Below are 16,206 nucleotides of genomic sequence, written 5' to 3' on the forward strand. Positions count from 1 at the left end.
AGTGCGAAGCGGTTTTCCGAGAAGATCATGCTCAAACAACAAGAAGCCAAAGCGCGATGACGATTTATCTCAATCTCATCGCGCTTTAGCGCGTCATCTTGATCTGCCGCACGACCGGGATCGTGGGCAGCGAGCCGGTGTGGTCGGTCTCGTCATGGGCCTGCGGCGCGGCCGGCGCGCGGGCGGTGGCGTCGGGGAAGCGCTGCTTCATCTCGCGCAGGAAGCCGTCGAGCGTGTCGACGCTGGCAGCGAGCTTCGCGATCTCGGCGAATTCGGCGCTGGAGGCCGCGGCCGGCTTGCTGGCAATGTCAAAGGCGACGCGGTCGGCGCTCTCGCTCATCAGCGGCGCGTATTTCTCGCGGAAGCGCGACAGGCCGATCGAATCGTCGGCGAGCGCATAGCCGACGGCGGCGCGGATGATGTCGCTCTTCTCCACCGCATTGAGCGGCTTGAAGTCGCGGAAGCGGTCGCCGTAATAGAGCTCGATCTGCTCGGCGGACTCGCGCCAGCGCCGCGCCGCCCAGAAGATGTCGGAGCGAAGACGCAGCACCTCGCGCCCGGAGACGTTGGAGACGATGTCGAGCGCGAGATCGTGGCGGCCGACGTCGCTCTGCGCCCGCGCTTCCAGCAGCAGGCGCTGCTGCCTGAGCTCGCCGGAGAGATCGCTGATGCGGCTCGCGCGCAGCGCCGTGATCGCCATGTCGGGTTTGCGGTTGGCGAGGTAGATCATGGAGAGGCGCGCGGCGACCTGCGCGCGCGCGGCGCCCTCGAGGCGGTGGTCGACCTGGTATTGCAGCAGTTCGGCAGCCTGGTCGAGCAGGTCGATTGAGGCGAGACGATCGGCGAGCCGGCGGATCAGCTCGTCGCCGCGGCGGCCGATCGGCGTCAGCTCGCGGAACTCGTAGAACATCCCGAGCGCCTCGACCGGCGGCAGCTCGTCGCCCTTCGGTCCCAGGAAGATCTGCGTGAACAGGTCGGAGGCGAGGTCCTGCGCCTGCCGCGAGGCTTCCGCGTTCGGCTGGAGCCTCGTTGCGGTGCGCGCCGCGGCGAGCGCATCCCGATAGCGCCCGCTCTCGGCATACATCTTCGACAGCATCTGGAGCGTCTTGACCTCGATCGAGTCGCCGCGCCAGGTCATCGACAGCGTCTCGAGATCGCGCAGCGCGTCTTCCTTGCTGATCTCGTCGCGCTTCTGGCGCAGCGCCACTTCCAGCTGCTTGGCCTCGGCCGCCGCCTGGCGGTCGTTCGAGGCAACCGCGAATTTGTAGTCGTCGAGCGCGTCCTTGTCATGGCCGAGCGCCTCGGCGAGCCGGCCGCGCAGCACGGCAAAGCCGGGCGCCGCCTCGGGCGGCACGCCGACCACCTCGATCTCGCCGCGGCGCTTGGAGGCGCCGGCATAGTCCTTCACCTCGAGCGCGGCGCGCATCGCGTCCATCGTCACGATGCGCTGGATGTCGAGCGGCAGCGAGGCGATGGCGAACTCGACGTTCTTGAATTTCTCGCGGGCGTCCGCCCATTTGCCCTGGCGCGCATAGGCGAGCGCTTTCCAGAGCTGGGAATCGTGGCTGTTGCCGATCACGGGATTGGCGAGGTCCTTCAGACCCTGCGCCGGCCGGCCGATCAGGATGCTCGCGATCGCATGCATGATCAGCGCGCTGCTCTCCTCCTTGTTGAGGGGATCGCTCAGCATCACATCTGTCACGGACTTGGCTTCGTGGTACATGGCGCGCGACATGTAGAACTGCGCGAGGTCGAGCCGCGGCAGCGAACGCTGCCCCGGCTCGACCGCCGAGATCGCCGTCACCAGATCGCTCTGGCGTGTCCAGAAATTCTCCGACTGGCCCTTGCGCCAGCCCTCGGGGCTGAAGATCGGGCGCACCGCGGTCGGCGCGCGCTCGGACGAGATGTCGACCGGCGACAGCGTCAATCCGCCCTTCTTGCCGAGGATGACCTTGTCGGACCCGACCTCGACGCCGACCTCGTCGGAGTTCGGCCGGATCGCGATGCCGTGCGCGGATTCCAGCAGCGACAGATCGACGAGATCCTGCCGTTTGATGAAGCCGCGCACCGGCCGCTGCGCGGTGACGACATAGAGCGTGTCGCCAGCGTCGGGATCGGTCAGCTTATGCAACAGGCCCGGATTGGCGAACGGGATCGCGAGATTGGCGAGCGCGGGATCGGTGATGTTGCGCGACATCATCAGCGGCAGCGGCGTCGCCTGGATCTTGTCGGCGAGCGTGAGCAGCCAGTTGGTCTCCTTGCCGACCTCCTCGCTGGTCAGCGAATAGACCAGCGGCCGGGTGAGACGGATGCGGACCGCCTGCCCCTTGTCGAGCGGCACGCGGCCGACCTCGCCGATCATCGCGCCGCCCTTGGTGCGGATCGCCTCGACATCGATCGGCTTCGGCGTGTCGAACACCACCCAGACCGTGTCGCCGCGGCGGAACGCCGCCGCAGCCGTTGCGACCTGAATCGGGAACGTCACGCGCAGACCGTCGCTGTCGCGGCGCGCATCGACGCTGGCAATCGCGGGCTGCGGCGCGGCCGGCGCCTCGGCTTTGACAGGCTCCGGAGCAGCTTCCTTGACGATCTCCTTGACGATTTCCTTGGGCGCCTCGGCGACTGCAGGCGCCATTGGCTTGACCGGAGCGACCGGTACGGCGGCTTCCGCCACGGGAGCAACAGGCTTCGGAGTTTCCTTCTGCAAGTCCTTGGGCGCTTCCGCAGCGTGCGCGGCTTCAGCCGCGGGAGCCGGCGCCGGCTTCGGCGCTTCGACGGGCGGCATCGCGGCGGGCGCTTCCGGCTTCACCTCGGGCTTCACTTCGATCTTGGCTTCGCGCGCGATCGTCTCGGACGTCGGCGGCGCGATTTCGCGATGGGCCTCCTTCGGCTTCTCGGCCACAGGCTTTTCCGGCGCAGGCGCAGGTCCATGGCCTTGGGCCGCGGGCTTCGCCTGCGCGATCACGGACTCGGCCGTCGCCGCGGTCTTGCCCTTCTCCGGCTGGAATGAGATGTCGACGACATAATTTTTGTCGTCGCGGAAGGAGTGCACGTCGGAATCGCCGATCAGCGCGATCTCGACATTGGTCTGGTCGATGTCGGCCTTCTGCTTGATCGAAGCGACGTTCGGCGGCGCCGCGACGACGGCATCCGCCAGATCGAAATTCAGGTTGGCATTGAAGGCGAGCGTGAGCTTCTGCTCGTTGAGTACGGAGGAGACACCGACGCCGTCGGGCATCTCGAACACGAAGCGGACGAAGGTCGGCTGGATCGAAGCGCGCACGCGGATCTGCGGACGCTTCTTGCTCTCGGCCGCGGCTCGCTGCGCACGCAGTGCGCGCTCGGCTACACGCGCGCGCTCGGCGAGCTCCTTGACCACGTCCATCGGCAGGCTCGGCGGCGGTCCCTTCCAGCCTTCCGGCAGAAGGTCGATGAAGGTGCGTTCGCCGGCATTCATGGTGTTGACGGTGACGCGCCGGGCCAGCGACAGACGGATGGCGCCGCCATCAGGATCGCGCCGGGCGGAATTGACGTAATCAGGCGCGCCTTCCGGAACGCGATCGACGGGAACGTCGACCGGCCGGTCGAACCGGACGATGAGGATGGAGCCCGCGGTCGTCACCTCGGAGGGAACGTCCTCGCCGAGCTTGATCACCAGACGGGCAAAGCCGCCGCCGGCCGAGAAGGTTGCCTCGCCGCGGATCGGATCGGCAGCCCGGGCCGTGCCGTCGAAGCCGAGCATCAGGCAGACCACCAGCACCGGCGCCTTGCTGACATGACGCGACAGCCCCCGCGCCAAAGCGCGGGCTCGCGACAACAATCCAGCCTCTCGCGCCATTGGCGGCATGTCTTCCGATTTCGACGATCCACGCCGGCGCTAAGGCCGGCTCCTGCCTTCGAATGTAGGTTTTGCCAATTAAGGACTTCTTAAGTATGAGCCTTCAATTCGGCTTTTGGGTCGGCTTGCCGTCGATCTTGGGCAGGTCACCGGCCGAAGCGGAGAGATCGCCGCCGCCATTGGCTCTTCGGGCCATCTCGACCGTCAGCCGCTCGGCGGCTTCCGGCGACATCAATCCGAGGATGTCCGACATCTTGCGCGGCGCAATGGCCGAGGCGATCTCGATCAATACGCCCATCTCCAGCCGGTCGAACACCCGCGCCGCGTCCTTGGGCTTCATGCCCTCATACATGGTCACGAGGCCCTTCATGCGCTGGGCTTCGGCGGCTTTCTGCTCGGCCTGCGTCGCGGAGATGCGAGTCTCCACCGCCTTCATCTCCTCAACCTTGTTCTCGATGCGCTTCTCGGCCGACTTGAGCAGGCTCTCGCGGATGTCGATCTCGCGCTGGCGGGCCTCGATCTCCTGGCGGCGCGCCTGCAAGCGCTCGAGGATCGCGCGCTCGGAGGCCGAGACCTGCGGCTGGGCTTCCTCCACCTTGACCACCGTGCCTTCGGGCTTGGTCTCGGGCGCAGCGGGCTTGGGCGCCTCCTTCGGCGCGCCATGGGTCGATCCCGTGATGTCGGGGTCCTCGCGGCCGGTCGGGAAGTTCAGGTTCTCCTGCGCCCAGGATTTCTTGATCGGGTTCGGCTGATAATCGAACACATAGCCGCCATTGATCACGAGACCCGCGACCTTCAGCGTGGCGAGACCTGCGACGGCGACCAGGACGACCGGAATGACGCGGATGTTACGAAAGGACTTCATACCCTGACTTCATGCGGCAAGGCCGTTGGATCGGCGGCGCTCGGAGAAGGCTTCGGCCGCCGCCGCCACGGCCTTCGCCGAGGCGGGCTTGGCTGCGGGCGCTGCGGCCGTTTCCGGACTGGTGACGGGGCGCGCGGCGATCGCGATCTTGGACAGGCGCCGCACCACGTTATCGGCCTCGCCGAGCTGCTTGTAGAGCTGGTCGGACATCTGCGTCGCCGCCGCGAGCTGGCTGCCGAGGTTCTCGTTGACGTCGCGCACTGCGAGCTTCAGCCCGCCGATCGCGCGCTCGGCGATCTCGGTCGCGGTGATCAACTCGGCGATGACGGCCTTCAGCGAATGCTCGTCGGCCTTCAGCCGCGTCAAGCGCTTGTTGAGCAGGATGCAGTAGCCGATTGTGAGCATCAGCAGGATAGCCACCAGCGTCTCGATCGCCATTCCCAGGGAGTGGTTCATGGGGCCTCCATCATCTTGTTCTGCTCGTCCACCTTCTCGAACATCGCAAGTGTCGTACTTGGCTTGCGCAAGGGTTTCGTCACGCGGATCGCGACGCGATCCCCGACCCGGCCCATCCGTCCCTCGGTCAGGGTGACGTCGCCGCAGCGCACGGTGACGTTGGCATCGGCGCGCATGTCGAGCGGCAGGGTGTCGCCGACCTTGAGCCGCATCAGCTGCTTGAGCGGAATGTCGGCCTCGTAGAGCACGGCATCGACGGCGATCTCGGCCTGGACGATCTCGGTGGCGAAATGGCCCTCCCAGATCGGGTCACGGCCGAACTTTTCGCCCATGAACATCTGGAGCAGGACGCCCCGGATGGGTTCGATGGTGGCGTAAGGCAGCAGCAGCTCGATATTGCCGCCGCGGTCTTCCATGTCGATGCGCAGGCGCACCAGGATCGCGGCATTGGCGGGACGGCTGATCGCGGCGAAGCGCGGATTTGTCTCGAGCCGGTCGATGGTGAAGGTCACCGGCGAGAGCGGCCGGAACGCCTGCTCGGCGTCGGCCAGCACCACCTCGACCAGCCGCTTGACCAGCTCGGTCTCGATCGTGGTGTAGGGCCGGCCCTCGATGCGGAGCTGGCTGGTGCCGCGGCGGCCGCCCAGCAGCACGTCGATCATCGAGTAGATCAGGTTGGAATCGACCGTCGCCATGCCGAAATTTTCCCACTCCTCGGCCTTGAAGACCGAGAGCACGGCGGGCAGCGGGATCGAGTTCATGTAGTCGCCGAAGCGCACCGAGGTGATGCGGTCGAGCGAGACTTCGACGTTGTCGGAGGTGAAATTGCGCAAGGAGGTCGTCAACAGCCGCACCAGACGGTCGAAGACGATTTCGAGCATCGGCAGACGCTCGTAGGAGACCATCGCCGAATCGATGATCGCGCGGATGCCGCTGTGGTCGTCGAGCGTGACGTCGCCGACGGTGAAACCGAGGAGATTGTCGATCTCCTCCTGCGACAGCACCCGCTCGCCGGAATTCTTGCCGGTGCCGAGATCGCGGCTGCCGTCCTCGACCATGGCCGCCCATTGCAGGGCCATGGTCTCCGATAGTTCGTTTTCGGCAGCGGCCTTCGCGGCCTCTGCGGGATCCTCGGAATCGAGCGACGCCTCCCATTGGGCGGCAATCGCATCCTGGTCCATCTGCTCGTTGCCGGCCATGGTGCTAGCCCGTCACCCTCACTGGACCACGACTTCCTTGAACAGCACCGCGCTGACCTGGATCGGCGCGACCGCCGCGTTGACGCGCTTGGTCAGCTCTTCCTTGAGGCGGAAGATGCCGGCGGAGCCGTTGAGGTCGGAGGGGCGCAGTTCACGCACATAGGTCTGGAAGATGTCGGTGACGCGCGGCATCGTCGGCTTGATCGCCTCGATCTGCTTCTCTTCCTTCAGCTCCAGCACGATCTTGAGCCGCAGATATTGCACGCGCTCGCCCGGCGCGCCGGCGAGGTTGACCATCATGTCGGGGACGTCGACGAAGGCCGGCGGCTTGGGCGGCGGCGCCGCCTCGGCATGATGCTCGTCCTCGCCATGGCGGAAGAAGAAGAACCAGGTCGCAGCCCCGCCGCCGAGGACGGCGAGCAGGCCGACGGCCATGATGATGAGCTTCAGCTTGTTCTTCGGCGGAGCGGCTTCTGCGCCCTCAGTGGCTGCGCCGCCTTCCGCTTCATTCTCTGCCATGGGTCGCCCGGCTCATCTCTCAAAGGAATCGAAAGAGCGAAGCCTCCTGGCAGACAGTGACGCGATACAAATGCCCCAGCGCAATGCGCTCCTCTTACACGCAAACGCTACGGTAATAATGGTTAACGGAACCTTTCGATTGGGCCTCTGCTAGGAAAAATCTGCCGGGCAAACATGGCTAACAGAACCTTTCTGCCGCCTGCCGGCGCGGCTGAAAAATCGATAAATCATTGTAATATCTAATTTTTATGAGTTGGCACGGCTTTCGCTGAGAGAGGGGCGAGACCGAACGGTTTGGGAGAACCTGACAGTCTCGTTCACGGGTCCGCCAAGGCGCTTGGGAGAGCGAGGTGGCAGGCCCACTCAGGGGAGATTTCCGATGCAGAACGCGCTTCTGATCGGCCTGTCGCGGCAGATGACGTTGGAACGGCAGATGGATGTCATCGCCAACAACGTCGCCAATGCCAACACCAACGGCTTCAAGGCCGACCATTCGCTGTTCGAGGAGTACCTCAACTCGAACGCGCGCGAAGACAATTTCGTCGGCTCCGACCGGCGCGTCTCCTATGTGCAGGACCGCGGCACCTTCCGCGACGTCGGCCAGGGGCCGATGGAGGAGACCAAGAACCCGCTCGACGTAGCGATCTCGGGCAACGCATTCTTCGCGGTGCAGGCCAACGGCGCCGAGCGCTATACTCGCGACGGCAAATTCACGCTCAGCAGCACCGGCCAGCTCGTTACCTCCGACGGCAACCTCGTCCTCGGCACCGGCGGACCGATCACGTTCCAGCCGACCGACCACGACATCAACATCGCGCCCGACGGCACCATCACCGTGCTCGAGGGCACCGCCAAGACCGACTCGATTCGCGGCAAGATCCGCATGGTGTCGTTCGACGATCCGGCCAAGCTGAGCAAGCTCGGCGCCAACCTCTACAGCGCGGGATCGGCGACCCAGCAGGCCGACACCAAGTCCACGGCGCAGCAAGGCTACATCGAGAAGTCGAACGTGAATGCGGTCGGCGAGATGAGCCGCATGGTCGAGGTCATGCGCAGCTACACCGCCATCGCCAACCTGCTCCAGCAGCAGAGCGACCTCCACAAATCGGCGATCGAGAAGCTCGCCGACGTTCCGGCCTGATTAGGAGAGAACTGACATGCAGGCGCTTCACACCGCAGCGACCGGAATGGCGGCACAGGAACTCAACGTTCAGGTGATCTCCAACAACATCGCCAACTTGCGCACCACCGGCTTCAAGAAGCAGACCGCGGCGTTCCAGGACCTGATCTACGAGCACGTCCGTCGCGTCGGCGCGCAGGCCTCCGATCAGGGCACCATCGTGCCTGTCGGCGTCGACATCGGCGGCGGCGTCAAGACCGTCGGCACGCCGCGCAGCATGACGCAGGGAACGCTGTCGCAGACCGGCAACGATCTCGACCTCGCGGTCTCTGGCGAAGGCTTCTTCAAGATCCTGATGCCCGACGGCACCTACCAGTACACCCGCGACGGCACCTTCCAGATGGACAATCAGGGCCGCGTCGTCACCGCGCAGGGCAACCCGGTGCAGCCGACGATCACGATCCCGAACAATGCCTCGGGCCTCGCCGTCAACGAGCAGGGCCAGGTCTCGGTGACGCTGCCGGGCTCGTCGACCTCGACCGTGCTCGGCCAGATCGGCCTCACCCGTTTCATCAACAAGGCCGGCCTTCAGCCGGTCGGCAGCAATCAGTTCACCGAGACGCCCTCCTCCGGTCCGCCGCAGGACGGCACCGCGAACTCCGAAGGCTACGGCAAGATCACGCAAGGCAGCCTGGAGCAGGCCAATGTCGACGTCGTCTCGGAGATGAGCGACCTGATCGCCGCGCAGCGCGCCTACGAGATGAACGCCAAGGTCATCAGCGCCGCCGACCAGATGATGCAATCGACCACGGCGCTGTTCCGCTGAGGTGATGACGATGATCCGCACCACAATCGCCACGATCTCCGCTCTCTTGATGCTGGCCCTGCCGGCGCAGGCCGCCGACGACGTCATCGCCGTGCCGATGCTGCGCGCCAGCGTCACCGTGACGTCGGACGTGGTGCGGGTCGGCGACCTCATCGACAATGCCGGCTCGGCCGCCCTGATCCCGGTCTACCGCTCGCCCGATCTCGGCACCACCGGCGCGCTGCCGGTCGCCCAGGTGCTGAGCGTGCTCCGCGCCAAGCAGGTGATCGGCGTGATGACCGGCGATATCAAGGAGGTCCAGGTCACCCGCCTCGCCCGCACGCTCGCGAACAAGGATCTCGAGATCGCGGTCGCCTCCGCGCTCGATCGCCGCTTCGGCCTTGGGGATGCCGCCAACATCACCGTGACCTTCGACCGCGGCGTCTCCGACATGCGGCTGGATGCCTCCAACACCGGCGCGCTCCAGCCGGTGGCGACCCGCTACGACGCCCGCAGCGGCCGTTTCGACATCGCCTTCGAGGTCAGCAACGACAGCAATCCGACGCCGACCAAGCTGCGCTTCACCGGCACCGCGATCGAGACGGTGGAAGTGGCCGTGCTGACGCGCGACATCGACCGCGCGGACCTCCTCAAATCCTCCGACATCTCGCTGGAGCGGCGGCCCAAGGCGGAAGTCACCGGCGAGCCCGCCTCGCGCGAGCGCACCATCGGCATGCAGCTGCGCCGGCCGATGCGCGCGGGCACCCCGATCCGCGTCGCCGACATCGTCAAGCCCGACTTCGTGCAGCGCGACCAGAGCGTCACCGTCATCTATCAGGTGCCCGGCATCTACCTCACCACCCGCGGCAAGGCGATCGAGAGCGGCGCCGAGGGCGACACCGTGAGCGTCCTCAACCTCCAGACCAAGCGCACCCTGACCGGTGTCGTCACCGGCCGCGGTCAGGTGACGGTCCAGGGCGCGAGCCAGTCCGCACCGATGGCACCTGCGGTCGAGCAGACCTCCTCGCTGAAGCGGGACGAAGCGCCCGCACCCGTCGACACAGCGGCTCTCGTCCGGAACCTGGTCCAGGCTCCCGCATCACAGGCTCAGGTCGCACAAGCCCAGATCCCGCAAACTCGCGTCTCGCAAGCTCCAGCCAAGTCAGAGTAAGTCATGTCCTCGTTCAGTTCGGCTTCCCGTTTTCGTCGCATCGCGATCTCTGCCCTGCTGCTGACAGCCAGCGCGCTGGGCGGCTGCTCCTCGATCGACCGGCTGTCGCAGATCGGCGAGCAACCGAAATTGTCGGCGATCGACAATCCGACGACGCAGCCCGGCTACAAGCCGGTGCAAATGCCGATGCCGAAGCCGGAAGTCGCCTCCTACAATCCGAACTCGCTGTGGCGCAACGGCAGCCGCGCCTTCTTCAAGGACCAGCGCGCCCACCAGATCGGAGACCTGCTCACGGTGACCGTGAACATCACCGACAAGGCCAACATCGCCAACGAGACCCAGCGCAGCCGCACCAACTCGGAAGATTCCGGCATTACCGATTTCATCGGGTCCAAGACCATCACGCAGGCGAACAAGATCCTGCCCGGCCGCATCCTCACTGCCGACTCCTCCGCCTCCAGCGACGGCAAGGGCTCGGTCAACCGCACGGAAGCGTTGCAGACCAACGTCGCCGCCGTCGTGACCCAGGTGCTGCCGAACGGCAACCTCGTGGTCGAGGGCAAGCAGGAGATCCGCGTCAATTACGAGATCCGCGAGCTCGTGGTCGCCGGCATCGTCCGCCCCGAAGACATCCAGAGCGACAACACCATCGATTCCACCAAGATCGCACAGGCCCGCATCGCCTATGGCGGCCGCGGCCAGATCATGGACGTGCAGCAGCCGCGCTACGGCCAGCAAGTCATGGACGTGCTGCTGCCCTTCTAAGTCTCTCCCGAGCTCCCACATCGTGTTCGCGAACCTAGGCGCGAACGACGGTGTACTACGCGGCCCTCGCTAGCTCCCCTGGCGAGGGCCGCATGTGTTTTCGCGATCTATGCTTTGCTTGCAGCGCGTGACATCAGCGCAATTGTAGCGACGTCGCCGCCTCACACCCCGTCATTGCGAGCGCAGCGAAGCAATCTAGTATCCCTCCGCGGAAAGACTCTGGATTGCTTCGTCGCTTCGCTCCTCGCAATGACGACGCGGAGAGCTCACGTAAACTCCACCTCGACCACGCCCAGCCCATCCAGCTCCATCCGCACCTTGTCGCCGGCTTTCAGCCACAGTGTCTTCACAAGACTGCCGGTCAGCACGAGCTGCCCCGCATGCAGACCCTTGCCTTCTGCGGCGAGATGATTGGCGAGCCAGGCGAGCGCGTTGTGGGGATGGCCGAGCACGTCGGCGCCGGTGCCGTGGCTGACCTCCTCGCCGTTGACGATGGCGCGGCCCTTGACCGCTTTCAGGTCCGGCACCGACGAGCGCGGCACCGCCTCGCCCAGCACGCAGCCGGCGGCGAAGAAATCGTCGGCGATCAGTGTCGGCGCGCCCATCGTCTCCCATTTCACATAGCGGTCGTCGACGATCTCGATCGCGGGTTGATAGGCCTCGACCGCCTCGGCGACCCATTCGGCCGTGAACGGCGCCTCGCCGGCGGCGAGGTCGCGCTGCAGCCGCACCGCGATCTCGCATTCGACGCCGACACGGACATAGTCCTTGGCGGCAAGCTTCGCGCCGCTGTCATGCACTCCCTTCTCGAACACGCCGCCACCGCAAGGGTGCGGGATGCCGATATAGTCCTGCATCACCTGGCTGGTGCAGCCGATCTTGTAGCCGACCAGCGGCCCGACATGCGGCAGCAGCAGATCGTGCAGCGCCCGCTGGACCCGGTAGCCTTCGGCCTCATCGGCGGGAGGACGCTCCAGCGCCGCCAGCGGCGCATGGTTGCGGCGCGCCAGCGCGATCGCCTTTGCGCCTGCGAGAATCTTGTCCATCGGCGCCGTCTCCCACGCTACCCAATCGAGGACGGCACTTCAGCATCCCCGCCCGGGCCTGACAAGCGCGCCCGGGCGGCCTCAACTCCTGACCAGGCCAAGCCGGATCAGGCTTTCGGCGGTGGCGAGGATCGCCTCGTCATTGGAGCGGGGCTGCCAGCCGAGCACCGACCTCGCCTTGGCGCTGGAGGAATGCCTGACACGTCCGAGCATCGGCACCACTGCGCGCAGCAGCGGGACCCGGGTCGCGGCCAGCCGCACCAGCCAATCCGGGGCCTGGAACCGCGGAACCCGCCGCGCCCGCGGTCCCAGTTCCCGCCGCAGCACCTTGCCGATATCGAGGATCGACATCGTCTCGCCGGAGACCGCGATGAAACGCTCGCCCTTCGCTTCAGGCGCCATCATCGCCCGCAGGTGCAGGTCGGCGACGTCGCGCACATCGACCACGCCGAAATAGACCCGCGGCACCGCCGGCATGGCGCCATCGAGCAGCGATTTGACGATCTCGATCGAGCCGGAGAAGTCCGGCCCCAGCACGGGGCCGAAAATGCCGGCGGGATTGACCACCGACAGCTCGAGCCCGCCGCCCTCATGCGCGATGAAATCCCAGGCCGCCCGCTCGGCCAGCGTCTTGGACTTGATGTAGGGCTGCACGTCGGCGCCCTCGAGATTGGTCCAGTCGGTCTCGTCGAACGGTTTTTCGCGCGGCAGATGGCCATAACCGATTGCACCCAGCGACGAGGTGATGACGACGCGCCTGACGCCAGCCTCGCGCGCGGACCGCAGCACCCGCAGCGTGCCGTCGCGGGCCGGGATGATCATCTCGCTCTCGTCCTCGGGGACATTGGTCGAGAGCGGCGAGGCGACATGAAGCACGTAATCGCAGCCGGCGGCTGCCTCGCGCCAACCGTCGTCCGCGGTGAGGTCGGCGGTGAAGAACGACAGGCTCTCCGGTGCAGCCGCCCCGCCCTCGCGGAGCATGGCCAGCACGTCGTCCCGCCGGTCCGGCCGGCGCACCGTGGTCCGCACCTTGTGGCCGGCGGCCATCAGTTGCAGGACGACGTGGACTCCGACAAAGCCCGAGCCGCCAGTGACCAGAACAGTGCTCATTCCCAAATTCCCTCGCTGCTTAGGCCGGCGAATTTGGTTCCGCCATGGCCCTGCTCAAGGCCGCATCTGGTCACTATGTCCTGGGGGAACAAGTAGAATGGATTTCGAGACCGGTATGGAAAACCTGACCAGCGTTTGCGATGGCGACTGCGATTGCAGCCCGGACCCTACCCTGCTCGCCGACTTCAAGCGGGCCATCCATGCCCTCGGCGGCAAGTGGAAGCTGGAGATCCTGTTCGCGCTGATGAACGGTGCGGTTCGTTTCGGCGTGTTGCGGCGATCGATCGGCGGCATCACCCAGCACATGCTGACGACGCAACTGCGCGAGCTCGAGCAGGATGGCCTCGTAACGCGAACCGTGTTCGCGGAAAAACCCTTAAGGGTCGAGTACGAGCTGACGGATGCGGCTTACGGCCTGTTGCCGGCGTTTAAGGAAATGTTGAGCTGGTCCAGGCTCTATGGCGATGCGCGCCTTGCGGCGTCGCGACAGGCCTGATTGCAGCGATGCGTGATGCAGCTCGTTCAGCGCCGCAAGCTTGGAGTCGATCTTGTTGACGCGACTCGCAAAATCTTCCCCCACCTGAAGTGAAGGCTGTTTCTCATCCGAACTCACGTGAGCTCGGAGGAAGTGACTCTAGCCCATTGATCGCGATTCACTTTTCGCGATTGCGCTCACACATTGACGTGCGCGGCCGCAGGCGACAGGCAAAAAGCTGGTCCCGGCGCGAAACGGCGCCTTGCGTCCCAAAAACAAAGAGCCGCAACTCTGCGGCTCGGGCTCTATTCGTCGCGATAGACCTTCTCGCGTTTCTCGTGGCGCTCCTGCGCTTCCACCGAGAGCGTCGCGATGGGTCGGGCTTCGAGCCGCTTCAAAGAGATCGGCTCGCCGGTGTCCTCGCAATAGCCGTAGGTGTTGTCCTCGATACGCTGGAGCGCGGCGTCGATCTTGGCGATCAACTTGCGCTGGCGGTCGCGGGCGCGGAGTTCGATGGCGCGGTCGGTTTCGGACGATGCCCGATCGGCAAGATCGGGGTGGTTGACGTTCTCCTCCTGCAACGCTTGCAGGGTGAGCTTGGACTCTTTGAGGATCTCATCCTTCCAGGCGAGGAGCTTCAAACGGAAGTACTCCTTCTGCCGGTCGTTCATGAAAGGCTCTTTTTCGGTTGGTCGGTAGTTTTTCAACTTTTCCAAGGGCGGCCCATCTGTCTAAGCAACGACTCGCTAACGGAACGGGGTCCGTTGAGCGGGGCCTTATATAGCTACGTCCTGTGACAGACAATATTGTCCTGATCGCCCAGGTGCCGCCCCCAAGCCCTTGCACAGGAAGGTTTATCCTGGAGAGCCTGGGGGGCGGCCGAAGGCCTAGTAGCCGACCGTGAAGCGCTGCCTCAGATGGGCCGGGCGCTCGATCTCGTCGGCCAGTGCAATGGCGTAGTCGGCAAAGCTGATCCAGCTTTTCCCGTTCGCATCTGCGAGAAGCTGATCGGTCCCGAGCCGGAACTTGCCAATGCGCTCCCCCTCGACGAACAGCGCCGATGGCGAGATGAAGGTCCAGTTCAGGTCTTTCTCCTGCCGCAGCAGGTCGAGGAAGTTGGAACCCTTCTCGGCCTCGGCCTTGTACTGGGCGGGAAAACCGGGGGTTGTGACCAGCTTCACGCCGGGAGCGACCTCCAGGCTGCCCGCGCCACCGACGACGAGGTAGCGGCTTACGCCGGACTGCTTCGCCGCACCGATCAGCTTGAGCGGGTCGCTGGCGAGGAAGTGCACGGAACTCACCGCAACGTCGTGCCCCGCCCACAGCTTGGCGAGGCCGGCCTGGTCGAGCACGTCGCCCTTGGTCGGCGTGACATTCGGCAGAGCCGCGATCTTGTCGGGATTGCGGGCGATGGCCGTGACCGCGTGGCCGCGGCGCGACAGTTCCTTGGTGATCTCCGACCCGGCCCGGCCCGAGGCGCCGGCGACTGAGATTTTCATGGAAGGCTCCTTTGCTTCTATAGTAACTATCGGTGACTAGATATCGCAAAGAATGCTGGTGTTAAGAGAGCACTTTGTGCTTACCTGATTACGCCGGAGTAACCCGCGTAACCGCCGGAACGGAAATGGATCTGAGGACCCCAATGATGAAACCCGACGTCTATGCAGCGAACTGCCCCACGCGCCAGATCCTCGATCGCGTCGGCGACAAATGGGCGGTGCTGATCCTGTTGCTGCTGCGCGAGGAGCCGATGCGCTTCAATCAGTTGCGCCGGACGATTGAAGGCATTTCGCAGAAGATGCTGAGCCAGGTTCTCAAATCGCTCGAACGCGACGGCCTGATCAAGCGCCGCGCCATCGCGACCGTGCCTGTGACGGTGGAGTATTCGATCACGCAGCTCGGCATAACCCTCGCCGCCGCAGTCGATCCCCTGCGCGACTGGGCCGAGCAAAATCTGAAAGACGTCCTCGCCGCCCAGCGCCGCTACGACGCGCAGCTGAAGGATGAAGCGGCTTAACAGGACGAGTGGCAGACCCGTCATCCTGGGGTGCGAGTGGCGCGATGCAAAGCATCGCGCCGGGAGCCTCGAAGGATGTACGGCCGAGATGCTTCAGCGGGGCCGTCGCCCTTCGAGGGCCGCTGGAGAAGCGGCCACCTCAGGCGACAACGGCTTCGCCGTTGCGCGGGGGTGACGGATAACGATCAGGCCTGCCCGGCCTTGGCCAGCTCGACCTCGACGCGCAGCTCGATCTCGGCAAGCACGGCATCCAGTCCGGCATCGCCCGAGGACGACTTCAAATTCGCCGCCGCATCGCGCAGCCGCATCACGGTCGAGGCGTCGAGATTGCCGGAGAGAAGCCCCATCTTGAGATCGTCGAGCACGTCGAGCGCGGTCTTGCCGCGGGCGACCGAGCGCTTGCGGCGCTCGACCGGATCCTCCTCGATGCCTTGCAGCGCGATCAGCGCGTCGATATTGCCGGCAGCCTTCGGTGCGGCGGCGCTCCGCGTCTCCTGCGCCGACGAGGTGTCGGGCAGCACGAAGGTGCCCGAGCCCGTTCGCCTGGCCTGGCTGGCCGGCGCTCCAAGCGTGGTGCCGTTCGGTCCGTAGATGCGCATCGGAAGCAATCCGGGTGATCGATGCCTCACCTTCGCTGTTTTATGGTTAACGGGACGTAAACAGCCCGGCAAAATCTGCCGACATGCGGCAGTTTCGCTCCTCAGAGACAACGGCCGCTGACACCGGTCGAAACAGATTTATTCAACCTATTCAGCGATCTAGCTCCACTGCGCCGGGTTGGCACAGCGCTCGCAAGGAAAGCGTCGGACCAGCTCGTCAT

At 65.3% G+C, this 16,206-nt stretch carries 16 protein-coding genes; 6 read left to right on the top strand and 10 right to left on the bottom strand.

What is annotated here, in order from left to right; genetic code table 11:
* Positions 1-85 precede the first annotated feature (85 nt).
* The 5 genes from WN72_RS31720 to fliL all read right to left on the bottom strand — a co-directional run bounded on the left by WN72_RS31720 (position 86) and on the right by fliL (position 6,877).
* Positions 86-3,838 (bottom strand): tetratricopeptide repeat protein, encoded by a 3,753-nt coding sequence (locus WN72_RS31720; RefSeq protein WP_143130546.1) that lies wholly within the window; start codon positions 3,836-3,838, stop codon positions 86-88.
* Between the two features lie 103 nt (positions 3,839-3,941).
* Positions 3,942-4,703, bottom strand: a complete 762-nt coding sequence (locus WN72_RS31725; RefSeq protein WP_092213396.1) for a MotE family protein — start codon at positions 4,701-4,703, stop codon at positions 3,942-3,944.
* 9 nt (positions 4,704-4,712) lie between these two features.
* Positions 4,713-5,159 (bottom strand): DUF6468 domain-containing protein, encoded by a 447-nt coding sequence (locus WN72_RS31730; RefSeq protein WP_027560321.1) that lies wholly within the window; start codon positions 5,157-5,159, stop codon positions 4,713-4,715.
* Complete coding sequence (fliM, locus tag WN72_RS31735) at positions 5,156-6,358, bottom strand: flagellar motor switch protein FliM (RefSeq protein WP_027560322.1); 1,203 nt, start codon at positions 6,356-6,358, stop codon at positions 5,156-5,158. The genes WN72_RS31730 and fliM overlap by 4 nt, the downstream gene beginning before the upstream one ends.
* Before the next feature lie 18 nt (positions 6,359-6,376).
* A complete protein-coding gene (gene fliL / locus WN72_RS31740) occupies positions 6,377-6,877 on the bottom strand; it encodes a flagellar basal body-associated protein FliL (RefSeq protein WP_027560323.1) in 501 nt (166 codons plus the stop codon).
* A 379-nt stretch (positions 6,878-7,256) separates the two neighbouring features.
* Between fliL and flgF the strand changes: the two genes are divergently transcribed.
* Genes flgF through flgH form a run of 4 tightly spaced genes read left to right on the top strand, consistent with a single transcriptional unit; the run spans position 7,257 to position 10,738 of the window.
* Entirely contained in the window at positions 7,257-8,018 is a 762-nt protein-coding gene (gene flgF / locus WN72_RS31745) for a flagellar basal-body rod protein FlgF (protein WP_027560324.1), read from the top strand.
* 16 nt (positions 8,019-8,034) lie between these two features.
* Complete coding sequence (flgG, locus tag WN72_RS31750) at positions 8,035-8,823, top strand: flagellar basal-body rod protein FlgG (protein WP_027560325.1); 789 nt, start codon at positions 8,035-8,037, stop codon at positions 8,821-8,823.
* Between the two features lie 10 nt (positions 8,824-8,833).
* Positions 8,834-9,973: a flagellar basal body P-ring formation chaperone FlgA gene (flgA, locus tag WN72_RS31755; protein ID WP_167380652.1), complete on the top strand. Its 1,140-nt coding sequence runs from the start codon at positions 8,834-8,836 to the stop codon at positions 9,971-9,973.
* Between the two features lie 3 nt (positions 9,974-9,976).
* A complete protein-coding gene (gene flgH / locus WN72_RS31760) occupies positions 9,977-10,738 on the top strand; it encodes a flagellar basal body L-ring protein FlgH (RefSeq protein ID WP_092213394.1) in 762 nt (253 codons plus the stop codon).
* Between the two features lie 266 nt (positions 10,739-11,004).
* Here flgH and WN72_RS31765 read toward each other — a convergent pair whose 3' ends face one another.
* Together WN72_RS31765 and WN72_RS31770 are read right to left on the bottom strand one after the other, a co-directional pair.
* Positions 11,005-11,784, bottom strand: coding sequence for a 2-keto-4-pentenoate hydratase (locus WN72_RS31765; protein ID WP_092213392.1), 780 nt, complete (start codon positions 11,782-11,784; stop codon positions 11,005-11,007).
* A gap of 81 nt (positions 11,785-11,865) precedes the next feature.
* Complete coding sequence (locus tag WN72_RS31770) at positions 11,866-12,894, bottom strand: SDR family oxidoreductase (protein ID WP_092213390.1); 1,029 nt, start codon at positions 12,892-12,894, stop codon at positions 11,866-11,868.
* A 97-nt stretch (positions 12,895-12,991) separates the two neighbouring features.
* Here WN72_RS31770 and WN72_RS31775 point away from each other — a divergent pair, with 97 nt between their 5' ends.
* Positions 12,992-13,390, top strand: coding sequence for a winged helix-turn-helix transcriptional regulator (locus WN72_RS31775; RefSeq protein WP_194482932.1), 399 nt, complete (start codon positions 12,992-12,994; stop codon positions 13,388-13,390).
* A 284-nt stretch (positions 13,391-13,674) separates the two neighbouring features.
* Here WN72_RS31775 and dksA read toward each other — a convergent pair whose 3' ends face one another.
* Both dksA and WN72_RS31785 read right to left on the bottom strand, forming a co-directional pair.
* Positions 13,675-14,040, bottom strand: coding sequence for an RNA polymerase-binding protein DksA (gene dksA, locus WN72_RS31780; RefSeq protein WP_008554760.1), 366 nt, complete (start codon positions 14,038-14,040; stop codon positions 13,675-13,677).
* A 216-nt stretch (positions 14,041-14,256) separates the two neighbouring features.
* Positions 14,257-14,868 carry an NAD(P)-dependent oxidoreductase gene (locus WN72_RS31785; RefSeq protein WP_092213388.1) on the bottom strand — a complete coding sequence of 204 codons (612 nt, stop codon included), beginning with the start codon at positions 14,866-14,868 and terminating at the stop codon, positions 14,257-14,259.
* A gap of 146 nt (positions 14,869-15,014) precedes the next feature.
* Here WN72_RS31785 and WN72_RS31790 point away from each other — a divergent pair, with 146 nt between their 5' ends.
* A complete protein-coding gene (locus WN72_RS31790; RefSeq protein WP_092213791.1) occupies positions 15,015-15,386 on the top strand; it encodes a winged helix-turn-helix transcriptional regulator in 372 nt (123 codons plus the stop codon).
* Positions 15,387-15,571: 185 nt separating this feature from the next.
* On the opposite strand, the gene WN72_RS31795 is transcribed toward WN72_RS31790, so the two are convergent.
* Positions 15,572-15,985 carry a flagellar assembly protein FliX gene (locus WN72_RS31795; protein WP_027560333.1) on the bottom strand — a complete coding sequence of 138 codons (414 nt, stop codon included), beginning with the start codon at positions 15,983-15,985 and terminating at the stop codon, positions 15,572-15,574.
* Positions 15,986-16,206 lie beyond the last annotated feature (221 nt).

Source organism: Bradyrhizobium arachidis, from assembly GCF_015291705.1.
GTDB lineage: Bacteria > Pseudomonadota > Alphaproteobacteria > Rhizobiales > Xanthobacteraceae > Bradyrhizobium > Bradyrhizobium arachidis.